The following is a 21,481-nucleotide window of genomic DNA, read 5'->3' on the forward strand; positions in this document are numbered from 1 at the left end:
AAAAAATATTCATGATTACCTCAGCCGACCTGCTTGGTCGGGCTGTGGTAGATGTCAGCGAACATGTCAGCCATGGCTTCTTCGCTGGGTTCTTCCTGCATTTGCACACTCACGGCACGGCTGACCAGTTGATGACGGCGCGGCAGATGCAAATCATCCGGGATCCGCGGCCCATCGGTCAGGTAGGCCACCGGCAGTTCATGACCGATCGCCAGGCTCAACACCTCGCCCAGGCTTGCCGTTTCGTCCAGCTTAGTCAGGATGCAGCCAGCCAGTCCGCAGCGCTTGTAGCTGTGGTATGCGGCGGTTAGAACCTGTTTCTGGCTGGTGGTTGCCAACACGAGATAATTTTTTGACTTGATACCGCGTCCGGCCAGGCTTTCGAGCTGCATGCGCAGGGCCGGATCGCTGGCTTGCAGGCCGGCGGTATCGATCAGTACGACGCGCTTGCGCAGCAGCGGTTCCAGCGCCTGGGCCAGGGATTGGCCCGGATCCACATGGGTCACCGACACATTGAGGATCCGGCCCAGGGTCTTGAGTTGTTCCTGGGCACCGATGCGGAAACTGTCCATGCTCACCAGGGCGATGCTCTGGGCGCCGTACTTGAGTACATAGCGGGCGGCGAGCTTGGCCAGGGTGGTGGTCTTGCCCATGCCGGCAGGACCGACCATGGCAATCACCCCGCCCTCCTCCAGCGGCTCGACTTCCGGCGTGGCGATCATTCGCGCCAGGTGCGCCAGCAACATGCGCCAGGCCTGGCGAGGCTCTTCGATACCATTGATCAGCGCCAGCAGGTCCCGGGACAACGGGCCGGACAAGCCGATGCGTTGCAGGCGACGCCACAGGTTGGCCTGGGCCGGACGGCTGCCTTGCAGTTGGTTCCAGGCCAGGGAGCCGAGCTGGACTTCCATCAGCTCGCGCAGGCTGTTGAGCTCGAAGCGCATCGAGTCCAGGGCACGCGGGTCGAGCCCGCGGGCAGGCGCGGCGGGTGCCGGCTCCGGACGACGCGGTTCGGCCTGGGCCTGCTCGATCAGCGGCTCGGCAGCGGTCAACGGCAGGCCGGCGGTCAGCGGCTGACCGGCGAACAATTGACGATTGGTGCCCGCGGCACCCTCGCCTTCGCTGCTGCGCAGGCTCAGTTCGGCCTGCGCGCTGGCGATGCGCGACTGGGTCTTGCGCAGCTCGTCTTCGAGTTCCATGTTCGGAACCCGCGGGGCCAGCGCAGACAGTTTGTAATCCAGGGCCGCCGTCAGCTCGACACCGCCGGCGATACGACGGTTGCCAATGATGGCTGCTTCAGCGCCCAGCTCGTCACGAACCAGTTTCATGGCCTGACGCATGTCGGCGGCGAAAAAACGCTTCACTTGCATAAACCACTACCTCAGCCGTTGGGCCCTACTGTCGCAACGATGGTCACTTGCTTGTTGTCCGGTATTTCCTGGTACGCCAGCACATGCAGCCCCGGGACCGCGAGGCGACCGAATCGCGAGAGCATCGCGCGAATCGGACCGGCCACCAGCAGGATCACCGGTTGGCCTTGCATCTCCTGCCGCTGGGCTGCTTCGATCAGCGAACGCTGCAGCTTCTCGGCCATGCTTGGCTCCAGCAGAACACCCTCTTCCGAGCCTTGTCCTGCCTTCTGCAGACTATTGAGCAATATCTGTTCCAACCTTGGCTCCAAGGTGATCACAGGCAGCTCAGACTCAGTGCCTACAATGCTTTGGACGATTGCGCGGGACACACCGACCCGAACCGCAGCCACCAAGGCGGCGGTATCTTGACTCTTGGAGGCGTTGTTGGCGATGGCCTCGGCGATACTGCGTATGTCGCGCACGGGCACTTGTTCGGCCAGCAGCGCCTGCAGCACCTTGAGCAACTGCGACAGCGAAACCACGCCCGGCACCAGCTCTTCAGCCAGCTTCGGCGAGCCTTTGGCCAGCACTTGCAGGAGTTGCTGGACTTCTTCGTGGCCGATCAGCTCGCTGGAGTGCTTGTACAGGATCTGGTTCAAGTGGGTCGCCACCACGGTACTGGCGTCCACCACGGTATAACCGAGGGACTGGGCCTGGGCCCGCTGGCTGATTTCGATCCACACCGCTTCCAGGCCGAAAGCCGGATCCTTGGCGGTGATGCCGTTGAGGCTGCCATAGACCTGGCCAGGGTTGATCGCCAATTCCCGGTCGGGGTAGATCTCGGCTTCGGCCAGGATCACCCCCATCAAGGTCAGGCGATAGGCGCTCGGCGCCAGGTCGAGGTTGTCGCGAATGTGTACGGTGGGCATCAGGAAGCCAAGGTCCTGGGAGAGCTTCTTGCGCACGCCCTTGATCCGCGCCAGCAACTGCCCACCCTGGTTACGGTCGACCAAGGGAATCAGGCGATAGCCGACTTCCAGGCCGATCATGTCGATCGGGGTCACGTCATCCCAGCCCAGCTCCTTGGTTTCCATGGCGCGGGCCGGCGACGGCAGCAACTCCTGCTGACGCTTGACCTCTTGCAGGGCCTGGACTTTCTGCACGTTCTGCTTCTTCCAGAACAGGTAGGCACCACCCGCGGCGGCGGCGGCCATGGTCAGGAAGGAAATGTGCGGCATCCCCGGCACCAGGCCCATCACGGCCATCAGGCCGGCGGCAACGGCCAGGGCCTTGGGCGAGGCGAACATCTGCCGACCGATCTGCTTGCCCATGTCTTCGGAGCCCGAAGCACGGGTCACCATGATCGCGGCCGCTGTGGATAACAACAGTGATGGCAATTGCGCCACCAAACCGTCACCAATGGTCAGCAAGGCGTAGACCCTGCCGGCGTCGCCAAACGACATGTTGTGCTGGAAGATGCCGACAGCCATGCCGCCGATCAGGTTGATGAACAGAATCAGCAGGCCGGCGATGGCGTCACCGCGCACGAATTTGCTGGCACCGTCCATGGAACCGTAGAACTCGGCTTCCTGGGCCACTTCCAGGCGACGCAGCTTGGCCTGGCTCTGGTCGATGAGACCGGCGTTGAGGTCGGCGTCGATCGCCATCTGCTTGCCGGGCATCGCATCGAGGGTGAAACGCGCGCTCACCTCGGAAATCCGCCCGGCACCCTTGGTCACCACGACGAAGTTGATGATCATCAAGATGGCGAAGACCACGATACCGACCACGTAGTTACCGCCGATCACCACCTCACCGAAGGCCTGGATCACCTTACCGGCGGCGGCGTGCCCGTCCTGGCCGTGGAGCATCACCACGCGGGTGGACGCCACGTTCAGCGCCAGGCGCAGCAGCGTGGCCACCAGCAGGATGGTCGGGAAGACGGCAAAATCCAGTGGCCGCAGGGCGTAGACGCATACCAGCAGCACGACGATCGACAGGGCGATGTTGAACGTGAAGAACACGTCCAGCAGGAACGGCGGCACCGGCAGCATCATCATGGCAAGCATGACCAGCAGCAACAGCGGCACGCCCAGATTACCCCGGCTGAGGTCTACGACATTGCTGCGCGCAGTGCTGAATAACTGTGAGCGATCCACCGATTTTCCCCGTTCCTGTGAAGCAAACTTTTGACGCCCGAAGGGGGCGCAAACGGGGTATTGCAAGAAGCCTTCCAACTTGCAGCCAACATTCGCAACAGCATGCATTCAGCCGGGGTTCAACTCACCGGTTGGTCACTGCGCTGTCAGTATCTGCTGCGGTGTGATCGGGCCAAAATCCAGTTTCCAGCCCCTGACATAACGCGTCCCCCTGTACATTTGCTGACCATCGACTTCCACCCGGTCTTCGCTCGTGTACGTGAACACCACCATCGAAGTCGGCGCCTTGGTATCGGACAAAGGTTGTTCAGGCGCGTTTATCTGGTGGCCCTCCATCACGTTGAGCGCCCATTGGAACCGAATGATCGGGAGATCCGCGATCGTGATGAGCCGCTGGGGGTCCTCCCATCGAAAATCCGTACGCGCGGCCAGCCTCAATTTACCGTCAAGGATCTGGAAAATCGGTTTGTGATAACGCTGCTCCATGACCCCACTCGACCACCCGTCAAAATAGCTGTCAGCACCGGTGAAAATATGAAACAGCACCTCGTTGCTGGTGATTTTTCCTGCCTGATCAGCGAAGTAATCGTAGGAGATGTGGTAAGCCAGGCCTTCCAATTCCGGCCGAATGGCATTGATCTCATTCTCCAGATAACTGGGCACGTACTTGTTTGCCGCGGCCTTGAAGCGCGCGAAATCGAGTGCCAGGTCAAACGTGAACGCACAAGCGATAGCCCGTTCGCCGAAATTGGCTTCGACCACCCCCGTCACAAACTCCAGCGCCATGCCTCCAAGATTCTTGTATTCGCGCATTGTCATGTCATACCCCTGGGTTGAGTGAGCATCCAGAAGCATTACATGGCTAGAGAAAACAGCTGTCTACTGTCAGGACTGACAGGTACAGGGCACACCAAGCGCCCGTCGCAGGCCGGGACGGAGGCCTGACTCAGGAATCGCGGCGCAAATCCGGCGGGATCGGCAGGTCCTTGAGCGGTTCGGGGCGCTTGCCCTTGCCCGCGCGGTGCTGGCGGATCTGGTAGACATAGGCCAATACCTGGGCCACGGCCAGGTACAGGCCTCCAGGGATTTCCTGGTCGAGTTCGGTGGAGTAGTAAATCGATCGCGCCAGTGCCGGGGACTCGAGCAGCATCACCTCATTGGCCACGGCGATCTCACGGATCTTCAGCGCCAGGAAGTCACTGCCCTTGGCCAGCAACACGGGCGCGTTGCCTTTTTCAGGGTCGTACTTGAGGGCGACGGCGTAGTGAGTCGGGTTGGTGATGACCACATCGGCATCGGGGATGGCCGCCATCATCCGCCGCTGGGAGACCTCGCGCTGCAATTGACGGATACGCTGCTTGACCTCCGGCTTGCCCTCCGCGTCCTTGTGCTCGTCGCGCACTTCCTGCTTGGTCATCATCAGCTTCTGCTTGCTCTGATACAGCTGGATCGGCACGTCGATGGCCGCGATCAGGATCAGGCCGCAAGCCATCCACAACGTACTCCAGCCCACCAACTGCACGCTGTGGATAATCGCCTGCTCCAGCGGTTCGTGGGCAATGCGCAGCAGATCATCGATGTCGGCCTGCAACACCGTCAGCGCCACGAACAGCACCAGCAGGAATTTCCCAAACGCCTTGAGCAACTCCATCAGCGCCGTGGTGGAAAACATGCGCTTGAGACCGGCGGCCGGGTTCATCCGGCTGAACTTGGGAGCCAGGCTGCCGGCAGCGAACAACCAGCCGCCCAGGGAAATCGGGCCGATGAGAGCAGCCAGCAGCAAGCAGATCAAGACCGGCTGCACCGCCAGGATCGCGATCTTGCCCGAGTGCAGCAGATGCTGGGACATGGCCCCCGGAGACAGCAGCACCTCGCGGGGCAGGGAGAAATTCAGGCGCATGATTTCCAGCAGGTCCAGGGCCAACCCGCCGCCATAAATCAGCAACCCACCCGCCCCGGCCAGCATGATCGCCAGCGTGTTGAGCTCCTTGGAACGGGCGGTCTCGCCCTTTTCCCGGGACTCGCGCAGGCGCTTTTCCGTGGGGTCTTCTGTCTTGTCCTGACCACTCTCGCTCTCGGCCATGGTTCAGCGTGCCTGTGCCATGTCGCGTAAAAGCTGCAAGGCCTGGGTGGCCAGCGGCTGATACTGATTGAGGATATCCCCCAGGCTGACCCAGAAAATCACCATGCCCAGCACGAGGGTGAGCGGGAAGCCAATGGAGAAAATATTCAATTGCGGCGCCGCGCGGGTCATCACGCCAAACGCGATGTTGACCACCAGCAACGCGGTGATCGCCGGCAATACCAGCACCATCGCCGCACCCAGGACCCAGCCGAGCTTGCCGGCGATTTCCCAGAAGTGATTGACCAGGAACGCACTGCCCACCGGCATGGTGGTAAAGCTCTCGGTCAACACCTCGAACACCACCAGATGCCCATTCATGGCGAGGAACAACAGGGTCACCAGCATCGTCAGGAACTGACCGATCACCGCCGTCGTCACGCCATTGGTGGGGTCGACCATGGACGCGAAGGCCATGCCCATCTGGATCGAAATGATTTGCCCGGCCACCACGAAAGCCTGAAAGAACAGCTGCAGCGAGAACCCCATCAAGGCACCGATGAGAATTTGCTCGGCCACCAGCATCAGCGCGCTGAGGTCCAGGGCATTGACCGGCGGCATCGGGGGTAGCCCGGGCGCGATGACCACTGTGATCGCCAGGGCGAAATACAAGCGCACACGCCGGGGCACCAGGGTCGTGCCGAAGACCGGCATGCTCATCAGCACCGCGGTGACACGAAACAAGGGCAGGATGAACGATGCCACCCAGGAACTGATCTGGGTGTCCGTCAGCGCGAGCATCGACATGGGGTCAGCCGATCAACTGCGGAATACTGCCGTACAGCTGCAGGATGTATTCCATGAAGGTTTGTACCATCCAGGGGCCGGCGACGATCAACGTCACCAGCATCACCAGCAGGCGCGGCAGGAAGCTCAAGGTCTGTTCGTTGATCTGGGTTGCGGCCTGGAACATCGCCACCAGCAACCCCACCAGCAGGCTGGGGATCACCAGGATGGCAACCATCATGGTCGTCAGCCAGAGCGCTTCACGGAACAGGTCTACCGCTACTTCAGGCGTCATATCGTCCTACCCGCACAAAAGGCCTAAACACCGCCGAAACTGCCCGCCAGCGTACCGATGATCAACGCCCAGCCGTCCACCAGCACAAACAGCATGATCTTGAACGGCAGGGAAATGATCAGCGGCGACAGCATCATCATACCCATGGCCATCAGCACGCTGGCGACCACCAGGTCGATGATCAGGAACGGGATGAAAATCATGAAACCGATCTGGAACGCGGTTTTCAGCTCGGACGTCACGAACGCTGGCACCAGGATGGTCAGTGGCGCCTGGTCGGCACTGGGGATGTCGGTGCGCTTGGACAGGCGCATGAACAGCTCCAGGTCACTGCTGCGGGTCTGGGCCAGCATGAAATCCTTGATCGGCACCTGAGCCTTGGCCACGGCATCCTGGGCAGTGATTTTTTCTGCCAGGTAGGGTTGCAGCGCATCCTGGTTCACCCGATCGAACACGGGCGCCATGATGAACATGGTCAGGAACAGCGCCATGCCGGTGAGGATCTGGTTCGAGGGGGTCTGCTGCAGGCCCAGGGCCTGGCGCAGGATCGAAAAGACAATGATGATCCGGGTGAAACTGGTCATCAGCATGACGAACGCCGGAATGAAACTCAGCGCGGTCATGATCAGCAGGATCTGCAGGCTGACCGAGTATTCCTGGGCCCCTTCGGCGTTGGTCCCCAGGGTGATCGCCGGGATCGACAGCGGGTCGGCGGCGAACGCCAACGGTGCGGCCAGCATCAGGGCCAATGCCAACAGAATGCGCAACGGCATTACTTTTTATCCTTCTGGTCTTTCCCCAGCAGCTCCATGAGGCGCTGGGCAAATTCGGGGCTGGCCGGCTCAGTGGAGGGTACCTGCACCGGCTCCTTGAGGACGTGCAAGGCGGTGATGGTGCCCGGGCTCAGGCCCAGCAGGATCTGCTCGTTGCCGACCTGCACCAGCACCAGCCGGTCGCGCGGCCCGAGCGCGCGCGAACCGACGATGTCGATGACCTGGCCCTTGCCGGTCGGTCCCGCCTGTTGCACGCGGCGCAACAACCAGGCGAGAAAGAAGATCAAGCCCAGCACCAACAGCAAACCGAGCACCAGTTGCGCCAGTTGCCCGGCGACCCCGCTGCCTGCCGCCGGCGCAACGGCCGCCGTGGCAACCGGTTCGGCCGCCAGCACGCTCAATGGCAGCATCGACGCTGCGGCGAAGAAACCTTTCACTCAGCGCAGCTTCTTGATGCGTTCGCTCGGGCTGATCACGTCCGTCAGGCGAATGCCGAACTTCTCGTTGACCACCACCACTTCGCCATGGGCGATCAAGGTGCCGTTGACCAGCACGTCGAGCGGCTCGCCGGCCAGGCGGTCCAGCTCGATCACCGAGCCCTGGTTGAGCTGCAGCAGGTTGCGAATGTTGATATCGGTGCTGCCCACTTCCATGGAGATGGATACCGGGATGTCGAGGATCACATCCAGGTTCGGCCCATCCAGCGTGACTGGCTCGTTGCTCTTGGGCACGCTGCCGAACTCTTCCATCGTCAGGCGGCTGGACCCCTGATTGCCGCTATCGGCGGCCAGCAAGGCATCGATATCAGCCTGCCCGGCGTCGCCGGTTTCTTCTAGGGCCGCAGCCCATTCGTCGGCCAGCGCCTGGTCATCCTGGGTATTCATATCGTCAGCCATCATTTGTCCTCGGCGGGCAAAAATCAGTAAAAAACGTAAAATCCGTTACAAACTTAAGAAGTTGACACCGCTCAGCGGCGTTCGATCGGCTCGATCACCTGCAACGCCAGGTTGCCTTTGTGAGAGCCCATCTTGACCTTGAAGGCCGGCACGCCATTGGCGCGCATGATCATATCTTCCGGCATCTCGACGGGGATGATGTCCCCCGGCTGCATGTGCAGGATGTCCCGCAGACGCAGTTGGCGCCGGGCGACCGTCGCGCCGATCGGTACATCGACATCGAGCACGTCCTGGCGCAAGGCGTTGATCCAGCGTTCGTCCTGGTCGTCGAGGTCCGACTGGAAACCGGCGTCGAGCATTTCGCGCACCGGCTCGATCATCGAATACGGCATGGTCACGTGCAGGTCGCCGCCACCGCCATCGAGTTCGATGTGGAAGGTCGAGACCACGATGGCTTCGCTCGGCCCAACGATGTTGGCCATGGCCGGGTTCACTTCCGAGTTGATGTACTCGAAGTTCACTTCCATGATCGCCTGCCAGGCCTCCTTCAAATCGATGAAGGCCTGTTCCAGCACCATGCGCACCACCCGCAGCTCGGTCGGGGTGAATTCACGCCCTTCGATCTTGGCGTGACGACCGTCACCACCAAAGAAGTTGTCCACCAGCTTGAACACCAGCTTGGCGTCGAGGATGAACAACGCGGTGCCGCGCAACGGCTTGATCTTCACCAGGTTGAGGCTGGTGGGCACGTACAACGAATGCACGTACTCGCCGAACTTCATCACCTGCACGCCGCCGACAGCCACGTCGGCCGAGCGGCGCAGCATGTTGAACATGCTGATGCGAGTGTACCGGGCGAAACGCTCGTTGATCATTTCCAGGGTCGGCATGCGTCCGCGAACGATGCGATCCTGGCTGGTCAGGTCGTAGCTTTTGACGCTGCCCGGTTCAGCAGCGTTTTCGGTCTGTACCAGACCATCGTCGACACCATGCAACAGCGCGTCGATTTCGTCCTGGGACAGCAGGTCCTGCACGGCCATGTCGTGTTCCTACTGCAATACGAAGTTAGTGAAGAGCAACTGTTCGATCACCACTTTGCCGAGCTCTTTCTGAGCCACTTCCTGCACGCTGGCCGTGGCTTTCTGGCGCAGCATTTCCTGGCCGACGGGCGTGGCCAAGGTGTCGAAACTCTGTCCGGAAAAGAGCATCACCAGGTTATTGCGGATCAGTGGCATGTGTACCCGCAGCGCTTCCAGGTCAGCCTGGTTGCGACCCTGCAGAGTAATGCTGACCTGCATGTAGCGTTGACGACCGTTCACGGTGTAGTTGGCCACGAAGGCGGGCGCCATCGGTTCGAAAATCGCCGGCTGCTTGCCCACCGGCGCAGCCTCGACCGCCACTGCCGGCTTGCTTTGAGCGCTGTGCATGAAATACCAGGTCGCCCCCACGGACACGCCGATCGCCAGGAGCAAACCCACCACGATCATGATGATCAGCTTGAGTTTGCCTTTGGTTGCAGGGTCTTTTACAGCTGCTGCTTCACTCTTCGCCATGCCAATAATCCGTCACTAATCGGGGTTTTCACTGTTGCACGGCAAGGCAGGAGCAAGTGTTATGCCAGAAGTGTCGGTACTTGGGATGACGGGCAGATACGCTCTTCAGTCCCCATGAAACCAATGTGGGAGCGAGCTTGCTCGCGATAGCGATGAACCAGCCCCTGCAAGGATGACTGACAATCGGCTATCGCGAGCAAGCTCGCTCCCACAGGGGTGAGCATCGTTGGATCAGGCGTAGTAGTCCACCGCGCTGGTGCCAATGACGCTGGTCGTGCTGGCGGCCACTTCAGCGATGCCGGCCGGGCCTGCTTCCTCTGCTGAATCCACCCGCCCGCCAGATGTCGTCGTACGTCCGGCCCGGGCCTGCTGCTGGGCTTGCTGCTCCTGGTTCTGCGAACCCCGGGATTGATCCGACACGCTGACGTCGACCTGGCCCATGCCCTGCTGGCTAAAACTGTCCCGCAGGCGATGCAACTGGCCTTCGAGGGCTTCACGAACGCCGGAGTGGGCGCTCATGAACGTGACCTGGGTCTGCTGGTCCGGAACCATGTTCACCCGGATATCCAGGCGTCCGAGCTCCGCAGGCTGCAATTGGATGTCGGCCGCCTTGAGATTGACACTGGACAGGTACATCACCCGGTTGACCACCTCTTCGGTCCAACCGCTCTGATTCATCGCGATAGGTTGGTTGACTGGCACTGCGTTGGCGGTTTTGGGTGTAGCGGCCTGGGTCAGTGCGGCCAGGCGGTTGGCGAAATCATCCACGCGGGTGTCGCTGGACGCGGCGCCCAGGTCCTTGAGGCCTTCGCTGATCAAGCCGCCGAAAGCCTTGTCGCCCCCCTGGCTACCGGATTCGGTACTGTTTTGATCGGCTTGCACGCTGAGCATGCTGGCCATACCGGCGGCAAAGGTCTGCGCTGACGTTGGCTCACCGTCGAGCGACACCGGGGCAGCGCTCTTGGGCTGCGCCTGGCTGGTGGCGGAAACATGACCACCCTGCTCCATCGCCAAGCGCAAGGCGGGCAATGCGTCGAGAGGGTCGGCTTCCGGGTCGAAGGCTGGATCGACGACCGGGGCTGCTGGCTGGGCCGCGGCGGCCAAAGGGACAACGGGCGCCGCGACTGCCGTGGCGACCGGGGCCTCAGCCGTGACCGCCACGGGGGCAGGTTCCGCCGGAGCTGTCGCGACCGGCACCGTCATGTCCGGCAGCACACCAGGATCAAGGCTCGGATCGACCGGCGCCGCATCCGCCACGGGCGTTTCAGCCGAGTCGGCGCTGGTATCGCTGGCGGCCTTGTCGTCGGTGCTGGCTGGTTTGTCCGCGGGCAAGGGTTTGCCGCTAACGGCAACCGTCGGTTCCGGGGCGGCAGGGCTTTCGTTGCCGGTGTCTTTTTTGACGGTGTTATCGGCGGCCTTGTCGCGCGCCGATTTCACCACAGGCTCCGGGGCCGCCGCCGCTTTGGCAGGCGCCTGCTTGGCGAAGACTTGAGCGAAGCTGGAGGCTCTATCCCCGAGGTCCGGGGCCGCTGCCGGCGAATTGACGGCGACCTTGGGCTTGGCCTGGACAGAGGCCTGAAGCAGTGAATTGGGGGTAACGGGCATAAAAAGGTCTCCGCTGCACTGGAATCATAGGTACAGTCGAGACTAGACAATGCAAGGCACGGGCCAACGTTTGCGTGGCCGTCAAATCTCAGCAGTGGAAGCCTTCACGCTCCTCCCGGCAAAGCTTGCGGACATGGGCGAACTCGCTGTCGATTTCGTTGACCAGATTTTCGATACCGCCCAGTGACGGCTGCTTGGCACGCTGTTCCAGTTCGCCGCACAGCTCGGCCAGACGGATGGCGCCCATGTTGCTGCTGCTGCCCTTGAAGCTGTGGGCGGTGGCGCTCAATTTCTCAGCGTCCCGCGCTTCATGCAGCACGCGCAGGCGAGCCTCGGAGTCGTTGAGGAACGTATCCAGCAACTCCAGATACCCCTCCTCCATGACTTCCTTCAACGTGCTGAGCACGTCGCGGTCCAGATGAATCTCGTTCACTTGTTCGCTCCCTGATCAAGAATAGCGCCAATTATGCCAGAGCCTCCCAGAAAAACTCCACGCGCGCACTACGACCATCGTCTGACCAGCAGGCCTGATGGCTCAACTGGCGCACCAGGCTCACGCCACGCCCCGACAACCGATCACTGTCCACGGGCCGTGCCAGCACCCGGGCGACATCGAAACCCTCGCCGCTGTCTTCAACCTCGATGGCCAGGCGACCACCCTCGCCGTTTGGCGAAACGTGCAAGTGCACCCGCACGTAACCGTCACTCAGTTCATCCAGGCGCGTATTGCGCTCGCTGTAGTAGCGAGCAAAACCCGCCGCATCACGCTTGAGGCTCGAGTCGAGCCCCAGCACCCCGTGATCCAGGGCATTGGAATAGAGCTCAGACATGACGCTATAAAGGGCGCCACTCTGCGCCCTGAGCCCATGGACCTCAAGCAGCAACTGCAACAGGTAGGGCATCGGGTTGAAGCGCTTGAGGGTCTGCGCCCGGAACTCGAAGCTCACCGACCAGTCCAGTGGGCTGGACTGTCCACTATCGGAATAGACCGGTGGCGGCGGATTGAGTTGTGTCGGTGCGACCAGCCGCACCTCGACCATGCTGAAGTCGTCACGGGCCTCACCGCGAAAATCCCGCAGGGCCTGCTGGATGTCCTCAAAAAGACAGTCAGGTTCACGGTTGGCCGAAAACACCTGCTGCAACCGCTCCACGCCAAACGGCTGGTCATCGCGGTCACTGGTCTCTATTACGCCATCGGACAACAGGAACACCCGGTCTCCCAGCGACATCGAATGCACTTCGGTGCGGTCATCGAACAAGTGCGGCGTGAGCACGCCCAACGGCAAGTGCCGCGCCGGCAACGGCGTACGCTCGCCGCTGAGGCTGTCATGCAGGTAACCATCGGGCATGCCACCGTTCCAGATTTCCACCGTGCAACGCTGGAAACTGAGGCACAACAGCGTTGCACAACAGAACATGTCCACCGGCAGGATGCGCTTGAGCTTGGCATTCATCTCCCGCAGGATCTGCGCCAGGCCGTAGCCCTTGGCCGTCATCCCGTAGAACACTTCCGCCAGCGGCATCGCCCCGACCGCCGCCGGCAAACCGTGCCCGGTGAAATCCCCCAGCAAGACGTGCATGTCGCCAGCCGGGTTGAACGCGGCCAGCAGCAAGTCGCCATTGAACAAGGCGTAAGGTGATTGCAGGTAGCGGATGTTCGGCGCGCTCAGGCAGCCGGAGTGGGCGATCTTGTCGAACACGGCCTTGGCGACCCGTTGTTCGTTGAGCAGGTAGTCATGGTGCCGGGCGATCTGGTCGCGCTGCTCCACCACCGTGGCCTGCAACCGGCGCAAGCGGTCCATGGCCTTGATCTTGGCTGCCAGGATCACCTGGTTATAGGGCTTGGCCAGGAAGTCGTCGCCGCCCGCTTCCAGGCAACGGGCCAGGCCTTCGCTCTCAGTCAGGGAGGTGAGGAAAATGATCGGGACCAATTGGTCCCCAGCCAGTTGCTTGATTCTCTGCGCAGCTTCGAAGCCGTCCATCACGGGCATCATCGCGTCCATCAGCACCAGGTGCGGACGCTGCTCCAGGTAGACGTCGACCGCTTCGGCGCCATTGGCCGCGGTAAGCACGTGGTGACCCTGGCGGCGGACAATGGTCGACAACAGCAGTCGATCAGCGGCACTGTCTTCGGCAATCAGGACCGTCAGTGACTCCGACGACGATTGCATGGCGATCAACTGATGTCGAACAGCTTGTCGAAATTGGAGATCGCGAGGATTTTCTTGACGTCGGAGCTGCTGTTGACGACCCGGATATCCGACTCATCGCCGCCAGCATGATCGCGCAACAGCAGGAGCATGCCCAAGGCGGAACTGTCGAGATAAGTCGCGTCTTTCAAATCCACCACGACGGATCCTGGCAATGGATCGAGCCGCTCATACGCCTCACGAAACTCTTGATGCCGACCGAAATCGAATCGACCCTTGATCGAAATCGTCAATTTCTGCCTATCGGGGGATACTTCGGTAACGACTGACATGATCGGCTTCCTTGTCATGGACATACGTGTACAAGGTGTAGCATCTGGTAAAGGTCTGAGCAAGGTTTTGCCTAGTTCATACGACAAAATCCTGGTTTCGCATCAATAAGGATTCTGGCGTGGCAGGCGCTGGGACAGCTCATCGAGCAGTTTCTGTTCGCGCTTGTCTTCCAACTGTCGCGCCTCATCGATATAGCGCTGCACCAGTTTGCGCAACCCTTCGACCCGGGCAAACGCCTCTTGCCAGCTCTGGCGAGCCTTCTCCAGGTTGTTCTGGTGCCAGACCAGGCTCTGGCGCTGCTGGTCGATGGCGGTACCCAGCTGCGCCAGGAACCCCTGGTAACCCAGCAACCATTGCCCGGACACCCCGTGGCTGCCCCGGGCAATCCACTGCTCCTGGTATTCGAGTCGAAAGTTCTCCAGGTCTGCCAGCTTGCTCTCGGCAACGGCCACTTGCCCCTGGAAATACGCCAGCCGCTGGACGGCGGTCTTCTCGGCCTTTTCCGCCATGTCCACCACCGGTGCCAGGCGCGCCGCACGACTCGTGGCCATGGCCGGTTACGTGCCTGAGACCGGGGCGAAAATAGTCTGCAAGTGCGCCTCGCTGGCGCCCATGCCGATGTTGTCGTTCAAGCTTTGGCGCAGGTAGACGGCCATGGCCGGGTAAAGACTGATGGCGGTGTCGGTCTCGCGGTCACCGCCGGGCACATAGGCACCGACGCTGATCAGGTCACGGCTTTGCTGATAGCGCGACCAGTACTGCTTGAACTGCTGGGCCCGTTTCATGTGTTCGGCACTGATCACCGACGGCATGACCCGGCTGATGGAAGCCTCGATGTCGATGGCCGGGTAGTGACCTTCTTCGGCCAGGCGCCTGGACAGCACGATGTGACCGTCCAGCACACCCCGGGCCGAGTCGGCGATGGGGTCTTGCTGGTCGTCACCTTCGGACAGCACGGTATAGAACGCGGTGATCGAGCCGCCACCCTTTTCCGCATTGCCGGCGCGCTCCACCAGTTTCGGCAGCTTGGCGAAGACCGAAGGCGGATAGCCCTTGGTCGCCGGCGGTTCGCCAATGGCCAGGGCGATTTCCCGCTGGGCCTGGGCGAAGCGGGTCAGCGAATCCATCAGCAACAGGACGTTCTTGCCCTTGTCGCGGAAATACTCGGCGATGCGCGTGCAATACATGGCAGCCCGCAGCCGCATCAACGGCGCATCGTCCGCTGGCGAAGCCACTACCACCGAACGCTTGAGCCCTTCCTCGCCGAGGATGTGCTCGATGAATTCCTTGACCTCACGGCCCCGCTCACCGATCAGCCCCACCACGATGATGTCGGCTTCGGTGAAGCGGGTCATCATGCCCAACAGCACACTCTTACCCACCCCGGTACCGGCAAACAGGCCCAGGCGTTGGCCGCGACCGACCGTCAATAAACCGTTGATGCAACGGATACCCACGTCCAGCGGCACGCTGATGGGGTCACGCTTGAGGGGGTTGATCGTCGGGCCGTCCATCGGCACCCAATCCTCGGCCTTCATGCCGCCCTTGCCGTCCAGCGCGCGCCCGGCCCCGTCCAGCACACGCCCGAGCATGCTCATGCCCATGGGCAAGCGACCATTGTCGGCCAGGGGCACGACGCGCGCGCCCGGTGCGATACCGGCGACGCTGCCCACCGGCATCAAGAAGACCTTGCTGCCGGAGAAGCCCATGACTTCGGCTTCGACCTGTACCGGGTGGTAGCTGTCGTCGTTGATCACCATGCAGCGGCTACCCATGGCGGCACGCAGGCCCTCGGCTTCAAGGGTCAGGCCGACCATGCGCAGCAGGCGACCTTCCAGGATCGGTTGGCCGGCCAGTTCACTGGCCTCGGCGTAGCTGCCCAGGCGCTTGCCGAAGCTGGTTCGCTCAAGGCGCATCGCGGTTGTCCGGTACAGAAGCGTCCAATTCAGGCACCTCCAGCTCCACATCGGCCGGCGCGGCATCGGCACTGATCTGCGGATCGTCCGGCAACTCCAGGCTCAGGTCGGCGGCGGCCGGATGCAGGGCCTGTTCGTGCAGTTGGTCGAACAATTTGGCCATGATCTGGCTGATGCGGGTTTCAACGGTGGCGTCGATGCGGCTGTGTTCGGTTTCCACCCGGCAACCACCCGGCAGCAGCGCCGCGTCCTCGACGATGCGCCAGGTTTCTTCATGGCGCTCGCGCAGGGCCTTGACCAGTTCGAAGTCCTGGGGATTGATGTACAGCCGCACGTTACCCACGCCCAACGGCAACAACTTGAGCGCCTCACGCATGACGTGTTCGATCTGGCTCGAATCGATGGCCAGTTCGCGCTGGATCACTTGCTTGGCGATGTGTTGCACCAGGCCCACCAGGGATTTCTCGATCTGGGTGTCCTGCTCGGCGATGGGGTCGAACAGGTTGAGCATCAGCGATTCCAACGCACGGAGCTTGGCCGTCAGCGCCACATCGGCTTCCTGGCGAACCTTGAGCGTGGTGCTGTGGAAGCCTTCCTTTTCACCCACGGCAAAGCCTTCGTTATAGGCTTCCTGGCGAATGCTCTCGACTTCTTCGAGGGTCAGTGGCTGGACTTCTTCCAGCGGCACCTCCTCCATCTCCGGCAGCTCTTCCACCGGTTCCGGCTCAGGCTCGGGCACATGGGGGTCGAAGCTGGGCAGCGACCAGACGTCGAAACCACCGACGTCCCGGGCGCGGATCAGGTCGCTGGGCGCTTCATCACTCTTGGCAGACATAACGACCTTAGATCATCTCTTCGCCGCCCTTGCCACCGAGAACGATCTCCCCGGCTTCGGCCATGCGGCGGGCGATGGTGAGGATTTCCTTCTGTGCGGTTTCCACATCGCTGACGCGCACCGGGCCTTTGGCCTCGAGGTCGTCGCGCAACAGTTCGGCCGCCCGTTTGGACATGTTCTTGAAGATTTTTTCCTTGACGCCTTCGTCCGAGCCCTTGAGGGCCAGTACCAGCACGTCGGACGACACTTCGCGCAACAGGGCCTGGATGCCCCGGTCGTCGACATCGGCCAGGTTGTTGAACACGAACATGAGGTCTTCGATCTGACCGGACAGGTCTTCGTCGAATTCGCGGATCGAGTCCATCAACTGACCTTCGATCGAGCTGTCGAGGAAGTTCATGATGTCCGCCGCACGCTTGATGCCACCCAGGGTGGTGCGCGAGGCATTGGAGTTGCCCGAGAACTGCTTCTCGAGAATCTGGTTCAATTCCTTCAGGGCCGCCGGCTGCACGGTATTGAGCGAAGAAACACGCAGGATGATGTCCAGGCGCACCTTGTGGTCGAAGTTGCCCAGCACTTCGCCGGCCTGGTCCGGGTCGAGGTAAGCCACCACGATCGCCTGGATCTGCGGATGCTCGTAACGGATCACGTCGGCAACCGCCCGCGGCTCCATCCACTTGAGGCTGTCCAGGCCGCTGGTATTGCCACCCAGCAGGATCCGGTCGATGAGACCGTTGGCCTTGTCCTCGCCCAGTGCCTGGGTGAGCATCTTGCGCACATAGTCGTCGGAACCCACGCCCAGGCTGGTCTGATCGCCGACGATATCGACGAACTCGCTCATCACCTGCTCGACCTGCTCACGGTGCACGTTACCCATCTGCGCCATGGCCACGCCCACACGCTGGACCTCCTTGGGTCCCATGTGGCGCAGCACTTGGGCGGCGTCGGTCGAACCCAGGGACAGCAGCAGGATTGCGGCTTTGTCGACCCGGGACAATTTGGCAACAGCGGCTCGATTATCACTCATCTGCGTTAATCCACTCTTTCACGACCTGGGCCACACGACCCGGGTCTTCTGCCACCAGACTCTTGATAGCGTTCAACTGAGCGTCATAGCCTTCGCTCGGGCTTGGCAGCAGAATGCTCTGCGGCCCGCCGAGGCTGACGCGATCATTGGCCAATTCGCCATCCAGGCCGCCCATGCCGCCCAGCTCCACATCACCCAAGCCGGCCAACTGCTTGTTCCTGCCGCCATTGGTGATGTTGTTGAGCACCGGACGCAGCACGCCGAACACCAGTATCAGGATGAACAGCACACCCAGTACTTGCTTGACCACATCCCAGAACCAGGGTTGCGAATAAAATGGAATATCGGCGACCACTTCACCGCGCTCCAGGGAGAACGGCACGTTGATCACGCTGACGCTGTCGCCGCGGCTGGCGTCGAAACCGACGGCGTCCTGCACCAGGCGGGTAAAGCGCGCCAATTCATCGGCGCTCCATGGCGCACGGCTGGTTTCGCCGTTGGCCGGGTTGACCTTGACCTGATCGTCCACCACCACCGCGACCGACAGGCGATTCAAACGGCCCTGCTGTTGCTTGGTGTGGCTGATGGAACGATCGAGCTCGAAGTTCTTGGTCGACTGCTGACGCTTGTCGGCCGGGTACGGCGCCAGCATCGGCTGGCCGGTGGCCGGGTCCATGATCTGCTGGCCGTTGGCATCGATCAGCGGCTGGCCTGGCTGCACCATGCCGGCGGCCGCCGTGGCGCCACCGGTGGTTTGCGGCGCACTGGCCGGCGACGGCGGCTGGTTGCTCAGGGCACCCGGGACGCCTTGCGGGCCATTGCTGGCGGTACGTTGTTCATTTACCGACTGCTCGCTGCGCAACGCAGGCTGGTCCGGGTTGAACTGCTCGGAAGTGGACTCGACGGCGCTGAAGTCGACATCGGCCGACACTTCGGCTTTATAGCGATCGTTACCCAGGATCGGTTGCAGGATGTTGTGCACCCGCTGGGTCAGCATGCCTTCCATGCGACGGCTGTAATCGAATTGCTTGCCGGCCATGGTCAGTTCGGAGTTTTCCGCCTGGTCGGACAGCAGGTTGCCCTTCTGGTCGACCACGGTGATCTGCGACTTGCTCAGTTCGGGTACGCTGGTCGCCACCAGATTGACGATGGCCACGACCTGGCCTGGCTCCAGGGAACGGCCCGAATACAGCTCGACCAATACCGAAGCACTGGGCTTGCGCTCATCGCGCACGAACACCGAGCTTTTCGGAATCGCCAGGTGCACGCGGGCACCCTTGACATTGTTCAGGCTGGAAATGGTCCGCGCCAGCTCACCTTCCAGGCCGCGACGATAACGGGTCGCTTCCATGAATTGGCTGGTGCCCAGGCCCTGGTCCTTGTCGAGGATCTCGAAACCGATGTTGCCATCGGTCGGCGTCACGCCGGCCGCGGCGAGCTTGAGGCGCGCACGAGCGACGTCATCGGCCTTGACCAGCAAGGCGCCGGAATTGGGTTCGACGGTGTAAGGAATGTCGGCGGAAGCCAGGGTCTCCATGACTTGCTTGGCGTCCATGCCCGCCAGGCTGCCATACAGCGGACGGTAGTCCGGTTGCTGGGACCACAGCACCACGGCAAAACCAATCGCCACGCTGGCAGCCAGGCCGACCAACAGGCCCACCTGACGCAGCATGGTCATCTCGGAGAGATTTTCCAGGAAGGACAGACCGAACAACGGCGGTTTGCCGTCTACCGGAGTGGCCTTGGCTGGAACGTTATCAACGGCTGCTTCTGCCATGACTCAATAATTTCCTTAAACCGGCATCTGCATGATGTCTTGGTAGGCTTGAACCAGTTTGTTGCGAACCTGGGTCAGCGCCTGAAACGAGACACTGGCTTTCTGCGAGGAGATCATTACGTCCGTCAGGTCGACGCCACTTTTGCCAATCTCGAAAGCACTGGCCAACTGGTTCGACGCCTGCTGGGTATCGTTCACTTTATTGACGGCCTGACCGAGCATGTCGGAAAAGCTGCTGCCACCCACCTGGGGGACCGCGACCGATTTAGGCTGGGCCATGGCGTCCATTTGCATGGCCCGCATGTCCAACATCAACCGATTAAATTCAATACCTTGGCTCATGGTCTACTCTCTCTGGCGGCCCGCATTTTTTTGACACTTACTCAGCGGGTATTCAGGTATTAGCAACAAGGGTGCCAGCTCCATGGCGATAGAAAACAAATGCGCGCGCAATCCCATTGTGGGAGCGAGCTTGCTCGCGATAACCCATCACATCCGACCTCGACTTGACTGACCCACCGCTATCGCGAGCAAGCTCGCTCCCACAGGGGGTATTGGTGCTTGTTCAACTGGCGAACAGATAAGCCTCGACATCCATACCGGCATCACGCATTTGCGCCAACTTGTAGCGCAGGGTGCGCGGGCTGATCCCCAGGCGTTCGGCGGCCTCCTTGCGACGACCGCGTTCGGCGCGCAGGGTGTCGATGATCATCTGGAACTCGCGACGCCGCAGGTCATCGCCCAAGGCGCCGACCGAATCGCCCTCGACGTCCATCGGCGGCACGGGGGTTGCGGTCGGTGCCGGCGCCAATGCGGGCAATGGCGCGCAGGCCACCGGACCGGCCAGGCAGAAATCCTCCGGCTGGATCAAACCGCCCTGTTGCAGGATCAAGGCCCGCTGAATGGCGTTATCCAGCTCTCGGACATTGCCCGGCCACGGGTAGGCGACCAGGCAGGCCCGGGCCTCGGCTGAAAGCCGGGCCGCCGCGTGCTTCATTTTATTGACGTGCTTGTTCAGCAGGCGCTCGGCCAGCGGCAGGATATCGGCGGTGCGCTCGCGCAACGGACGCCAGGCGAGCGGGAACACCGACAGACGGTAATAGAGGTCTTCACGGAAACGCCCCGCCGCCACTTCGCCGGCCAGGTCGCGGTTGGTGGTCGCCACCACGCGAATGTCCAGGCTGATGGGCTTGCGCGCCCCCACCCGCTCCACTTCCCGCTCCTGCAATACCCGCAGCAGCTTGGCTTGCAGGCCCAACGGCATTTCGGAAATTTCATCGAGCAGGATCGTGCCACCGTCGGCCTGCTCGAACTTGCCGGCCTGGGCCGCGATGGCGCCGGTGAACGAACCCTTTTCGTGGCCGAACAGTGTCGCCTCGAGCATGTTGTCGGGAATCGCCGCGCAATTGATGGCAATGAACGGCTCCCCGGCACGCCGGGATTGTTGATGGATGTAGCGGGCCAGCACTTCCTTGCCCGTACCGGACTCACCGGAAATCAACACGGTTGAATCACTGCGAGCGACCCGTGAGGCCAATTCCAGCAGTTGTGCACTGGCCGGTTCGATGGCCACCGGGCCTTCGCCTTCGACCGCGAGACTGCCCAAGGCATGGCGCGCGACCAGGTCCAGCAGTGCTTTTGGCTCGAACGGCTTGACCAGGTAATCCGCAGCGCCCTGACGCATGGCGTCCACCGCTCGCTCGACGGCGCCGTGAGCGGTCATCAGCAAGACCGGCAGTTGCGGCTGACGGGCCCGTAACAGGCCGAGCAATTGATGACCGTCCATGCCCGGCATGTTGACGTCACTGACCACCAGGCTGAACGCTTCGCGGCCCACCGCCTGCAGCGCCTCTTCCGCCGAACCGACGGCGGCGTAGTCGTGCCCGGCCAGCACCAGCGTGTCGGCCAGCGCTTCGCGCAGGGCCCGGTCATCCTCAACCAGCAACACCTTGATCGCCATTG

22 protein-coding genes are annotated in these 21,481 nt (G+C 61.8%); all 22 read right to left on the minus strand.

Going from position 1 to position 21,481, the window contains the following annotated elements; translation table 11 throughout:
• Positions 1-20: 20 nt before the first annotated feature.
• Positions 21-1,370 (minus strand): flagellar biosynthesis protein FlhF, encoded by a 1,350-nt coding sequence (gene flhF, locus AO356_RS03750; protein ID WP_060738636.1) that lies wholly within the window; start codon positions 1,368-1,370, stop codon positions 21-23.
• 11 nt (positions 1,371-1,381) lie between these two features.
• Complete coding sequence (flhA, locus tag AO356_RS03755) at positions 1,382-3,511, minus strand: flagellar biosynthesis protein FlhA (RefSeq protein ID WP_060738637.1); 2,130 nt, start codon at positions 3,509-3,511, stop codon at positions 1,382-1,384.
• A gap of 135 nt (positions 3,512-3,646) precedes the next feature.
• The gene (locus AO356_RS03760) at positions 3,647-4,330 is read right to left on the minus strand and encodes a hypothetical protein (protein ID WP_060738638.1); all 684 of its coding nucleotides are present in this window, start codon (positions 4,328-4,330) and stop codon (positions 3,647-3,649) included.
• Positions 4,331-4,457: 127 nt separating this feature from the next.
• Complete coding sequence (gene flhB, locus AO356_RS03765) at positions 4,458-5,594, minus strand: flagellar biosynthesis protein FlhB (RefSeq protein WP_060738639.1); 1,137 nt, start codon at positions 5,592-5,594, stop codon at positions 4,458-4,460.
• 3 nt (positions 5,595-5,597) lie between these two features.
• Positions 5,598-6,380, minus strand: a complete 783-nt coding sequence (gene fliR / locus AO356_RS03770) for a flagellar biosynthetic protein FliR (protein ID WP_060738640.1) — start codon at positions 6,378-6,380, stop codon at positions 5,598-5,600.
• A 4-nt stretch (positions 6,381-6,384) separates the two neighbouring features.
• Positions 6,385-6,654 carry a flagellar biosynthesis protein FliQ gene (fliQ, locus tag AO356_RS03775; RefSeq protein WP_038858957.1) on the minus strand — a complete coding sequence of 90 codons (270 nt, stop codon included), beginning with the start codon at positions 6,652-6,654 and terminating at the stop codon, positions 6,385-6,387.
• A gap of 23 nt (positions 6,655-6,677) precedes the next feature.
• The gene (fliP, locus tag AO356_RS03780; protein WP_060738641.1) at positions 6,678-7,427 is read right to left on the minus strand and encodes a flagellar type III secretion system pore protein FliP; all 750 of its coding nucleotides are present in this window, start codon (positions 7,425-7,427) and stop codon (positions 6,678-6,680) included.
• The gene (gene fliO, locus AO356_RS03785) at positions 7,427-7,864 is read right to left on the minus strand and encodes a flagellar biosynthetic protein FliO (RefSeq protein ID WP_060738642.1); all 438 of its coding nucleotides are present in this window, start codon (positions 7,862-7,864) and stop codon (positions 7,427-7,429) included. Before fliO ends, fliP begins: the two co-directional genes overlap by 1 nt.
• Positions 7,865-8,323, minus strand: coding sequence for a flagellar motor switch protein FliN (fliN, locus tag AO356_RS03790; protein ID WP_060738643.1), 459 nt, complete (start codon positions 8,321-8,323; stop codon positions 7,865-7,867).
• A gap of 71 nt (positions 8,324-8,394) precedes the next feature.
• Positions 8,395-9,363: a flagellar motor switch protein FliM gene (gene fliM / locus AO356_RS03795; RefSeq protein ID WP_053120288.1), complete on the minus strand. Its 969-nt coding sequence runs from the start codon at positions 9,361-9,363 to the stop codon at positions 8,395-8,397.
• Between the two features lie 9 nt (positions 9,364-9,372).
• Positions 9,373-9,876: a flagellar basal body-associated protein FliL gene (gene fliL, locus AO356_RS03800; RefSeq protein ID WP_060738644.1), complete on the minus strand. Its 504-nt coding sequence runs from the start codon at positions 9,874-9,876 to the stop codon at positions 9,373-9,375.
• A gap of 231 nt (positions 9,877-10,107) precedes the next feature.
• Positions 10,108-11,481 (minus strand): flagellar hook-length control protein FliK, encoded by a 1,374-nt coding sequence (locus AO356_RS03805; protein ID WP_060738645.1) that lies wholly within the window; start codon positions 11,479-11,481, stop codon positions 10,108-10,110.
• 88 nt (positions 11,482-11,569) lie between these two features.
• The gene (locus AO356_RS03810) at positions 11,570-11,914 is read right to left on the minus strand and encodes an Hpt domain-containing protein (RefSeq protein WP_053178502.1); all 345 of its coding nucleotides are present in this window, start codon (positions 11,912-11,914) and stop codon (positions 11,570-11,572) included.
• 31 nt (positions 11,915-11,945) lie between these two features.
• Positions 11,946-13,652 (minus strand): ATP-binding SpoIIE family protein phosphatase, encoded by a 1,707-nt coding sequence (locus AO356_RS03815; protein WP_060738646.1) that lies wholly within the window; start codon positions 13,650-13,652, stop codon positions 11,946-11,948.
• Positions 13,653-13,657: 5 nt separating this feature from the next.
• Positions 13,658-13,963, minus strand: coding sequence for an STAS domain-containing protein (locus tag AO356_RS03820; RefSeq protein WP_060738647.1), 306 nt, complete (start codon positions 13,961-13,963; stop codon positions 13,658-13,660).
• A 102-nt stretch (positions 13,964-14,065) separates the two neighbouring features.
• Positions 14,066-14,515: a flagellar export protein FliJ gene (gene fliJ / locus AO356_RS03825; RefSeq protein ID WP_053182982.1), complete on the minus strand. Its 450-nt coding sequence runs from the start codon at positions 14,513-14,515 to the stop codon at positions 14,066-14,068.
• A gap of 6 nt (positions 14,516-14,521) precedes the next feature.
• On the minus strand, positions 14,522-15,880 hold the full coding sequence (fliI, locus tag AO356_RS03830; RefSeq protein ID WP_003199089.1) for a flagellar protein export ATPase FliI: 1,359 nt from the start codon (positions 15,878-15,880) through the stop codon (positions 14,522-14,524).
• Positions 15,870-16,715 (minus strand): flagellar assembly protein FliH, encoded by an 846-nt coding sequence (gene fliH, locus AO356_RS03835; RefSeq protein ID WP_060738648.1) that lies wholly within the window; start codon positions 16,713-16,715, stop codon positions 15,870-15,872. Before fliH ends, fliI begins: the two co-directional genes overlap by 11 nt.
• A gap of 7 nt (positions 16,716-16,722) precedes the next feature.
• The gene (gene fliG, locus AO356_RS03840) at positions 16,723-17,742 is read right to left on the minus strand and encodes a flagellar motor switch protein FliG (protein WP_024778656.1); all 1,020 of its coding nucleotides are present in this window, start codon (positions 17,740-17,742) and stop codon (positions 16,723-16,725) included.
• Positions 17,735-19,519 (minus strand): flagellar basal-body MS-ring/collar protein FliF, encoded by a 1,785-nt coding sequence (gene fliF / locus AO356_RS03845; protein WP_060738649.1) that lies wholly within the window; start codon positions 19,517-19,519, stop codon positions 17,735-17,737. The genes fliG and fliF overlap by 8 nt, the downstream gene beginning before the upstream one ends.
• Before the next feature lie 15 nt (positions 19,520-19,534).
• Positions 19,535-19,861, minus strand: a complete 327-nt coding sequence (gene fliE / locus AO356_RS03850) for a flagellar hook-basal body complex protein FliE (protein ID WP_003199082.1) — start codon at positions 19,859-19,861, stop codon at positions 19,535-19,537.
• A 223-nt stretch (positions 19,862-20,084) separates the two neighbouring features.
• Positions 20,085-21,479, minus strand: a complete 1,395-nt coding sequence (gene fleR, locus AO356_RS03855; protein ID WP_060738650.1) for a sigma-54-dependent response regulator transcription factor FleR — start codon at positions 21,477-21,479, stop codon at positions 20,085-20,087.
• Positions 21,480-21,481: the final 2 nt, after the last annotated feature.

The sequence above is a fragment of the Pseudomonas fluorescens genome (genome assembly GCF_001307275.1).
In the GTDB taxonomy this organism is placed as follows: domain Bacteria; phylum Pseudomonadota; class Gammaproteobacteria; order Pseudomonadales; family Pseudomonadaceae; genus Aquipseudomonas; species Aquipseudomonas fluorescens_AA.

Excerpts from the sequence above, each read along its gene's own strand:
- flhF (WP_060738636.1), bottom strand. The coding sequence starts at position 1,370 with ATGCAAGTGAAGCGTTTTTTCGCCGCCGACATGCGTCAGGCCATGAAA.
- AO356_RS03760 (WP_060738638.1), bottom strand. The coding sequence starts at position 4,330 with ATGACAATGCGCGAATACAAGAATCTTGGAGGCATGGCGCTGGAGTTT.
- flhB (WP_060738639.1), bottom strand. The coding sequence starts at position 5,594 with ATGGCCGAGAGCGAGAGTGGTCAGGACAAGACAGAAGACCCCACGGAA.
- fliR (WP_060738640.1), bottom strand. The coding sequence starts at position 6,380 with ATGTCGATGCTCGCGCTGACGGACACCCAGATCAGTTCCTGGGTGGCA.
- fliQ (WP_038858957.1), bottom strand. The coding sequence starts at position 6,654 with ATGACGCCTGAAGTAGCGGTAGACCTGTTCCGTGAAGCGCTCTGGCTG.
- fliP (WP_060738641.1), bottom strand. The coding sequence starts at position 7,427 with ATGCCGTTGCGCATTCTGTTGGCATTGGCCCTGATGCTGGCCGCACCG.
- fliN (WP_060738643.1), bottom strand. The coding sequence starts at position 8,323 with ATGGCTGACGATATGAATACCCAGGATGACCAGGCGCTGGCCGACGAA.
- fliM (WP_053120288.1), bottom strand. The coding sequence starts at position 9,363 with ATGGCCGTGCAGGACCTGCTGTCCCAGGACGAAATCGACGCGCTGTTG.
- fliL (WP_060738644.1), bottom strand. The coding sequence starts at position 9,876 with ATGGCGAAGAGTGAAGCAGCAGCTGTAAAAGACCCTGCAACCAAAGGC.
- AO356_RS03805 (WP_060738645.1), bottom strand. The coding sequence starts at position 11,481 with ATGCCCGTTACCCCCAATTCACTGCTTCAGGCCTCTGTCCAGGCCAAG.
- AO356_RS03815 (WP_060738646.1), bottom strand. The coding sequence starts at position 13,652 with ATGCAATCGTCGTCGGAGTCACTGACGGTCCTGATTGCCGAAGACAGT.
- AO356_RS03820 (WP_060738647.1), bottom strand. The coding sequence starts at position 13,963 with ATGTCAGTCGTTACCGAAGTATCCCCCGATAGGCAGAAATTGACGATT.
- fliJ (WP_053182982.1), bottom strand. The coding sequence starts at position 14,515 with ATGGCCACGAGTCGTGCGGCGCGCCTGGCACCGGTGGTGGACATGGCG.
- fliI (WP_003199089.1), bottom strand. The coding sequence starts at position 15,880 with ATGCGCCTTGAGCGAACCAGCTTCGGCAAGCGCCTGGGCAGCTACGCC.
- fliH (WP_060738648.1), bottom strand. The coding sequence starts at position 16,715 with ATGTCTGCCAAGAGTGATGAAGCGCCCAGCGACCTGATCCGCGCCCGG.
- fliG (WP_024778656.1), bottom strand. The coding sequence starts at position 17,742 with ATGAGTGATAATCGAGCCGCTGTTGCCAAATTGTCCCGGGTCGACAAA.
- fliF (WP_060738649.1), bottom strand. The coding sequence starts at position 19,519 with ATGGCAGAAGCAGCCGTTGATAACGTTCCAGCCAAGGCCACTCCGGTA.
- fliE (WP_003199082.1), bottom strand. The coding sequence starts at position 19,861 with ATGAGCCAAGGTATTGAATTTAATCGGTTGATGTTGGACATGCGGGCC.
- fleR (WP_060738650.1), bottom strand. The coding sequence starts at position 21,479 with ATGGCGATCAAGGTGTTGCTGGTTGAGGATGACCGGGCCCTGCGCGAA.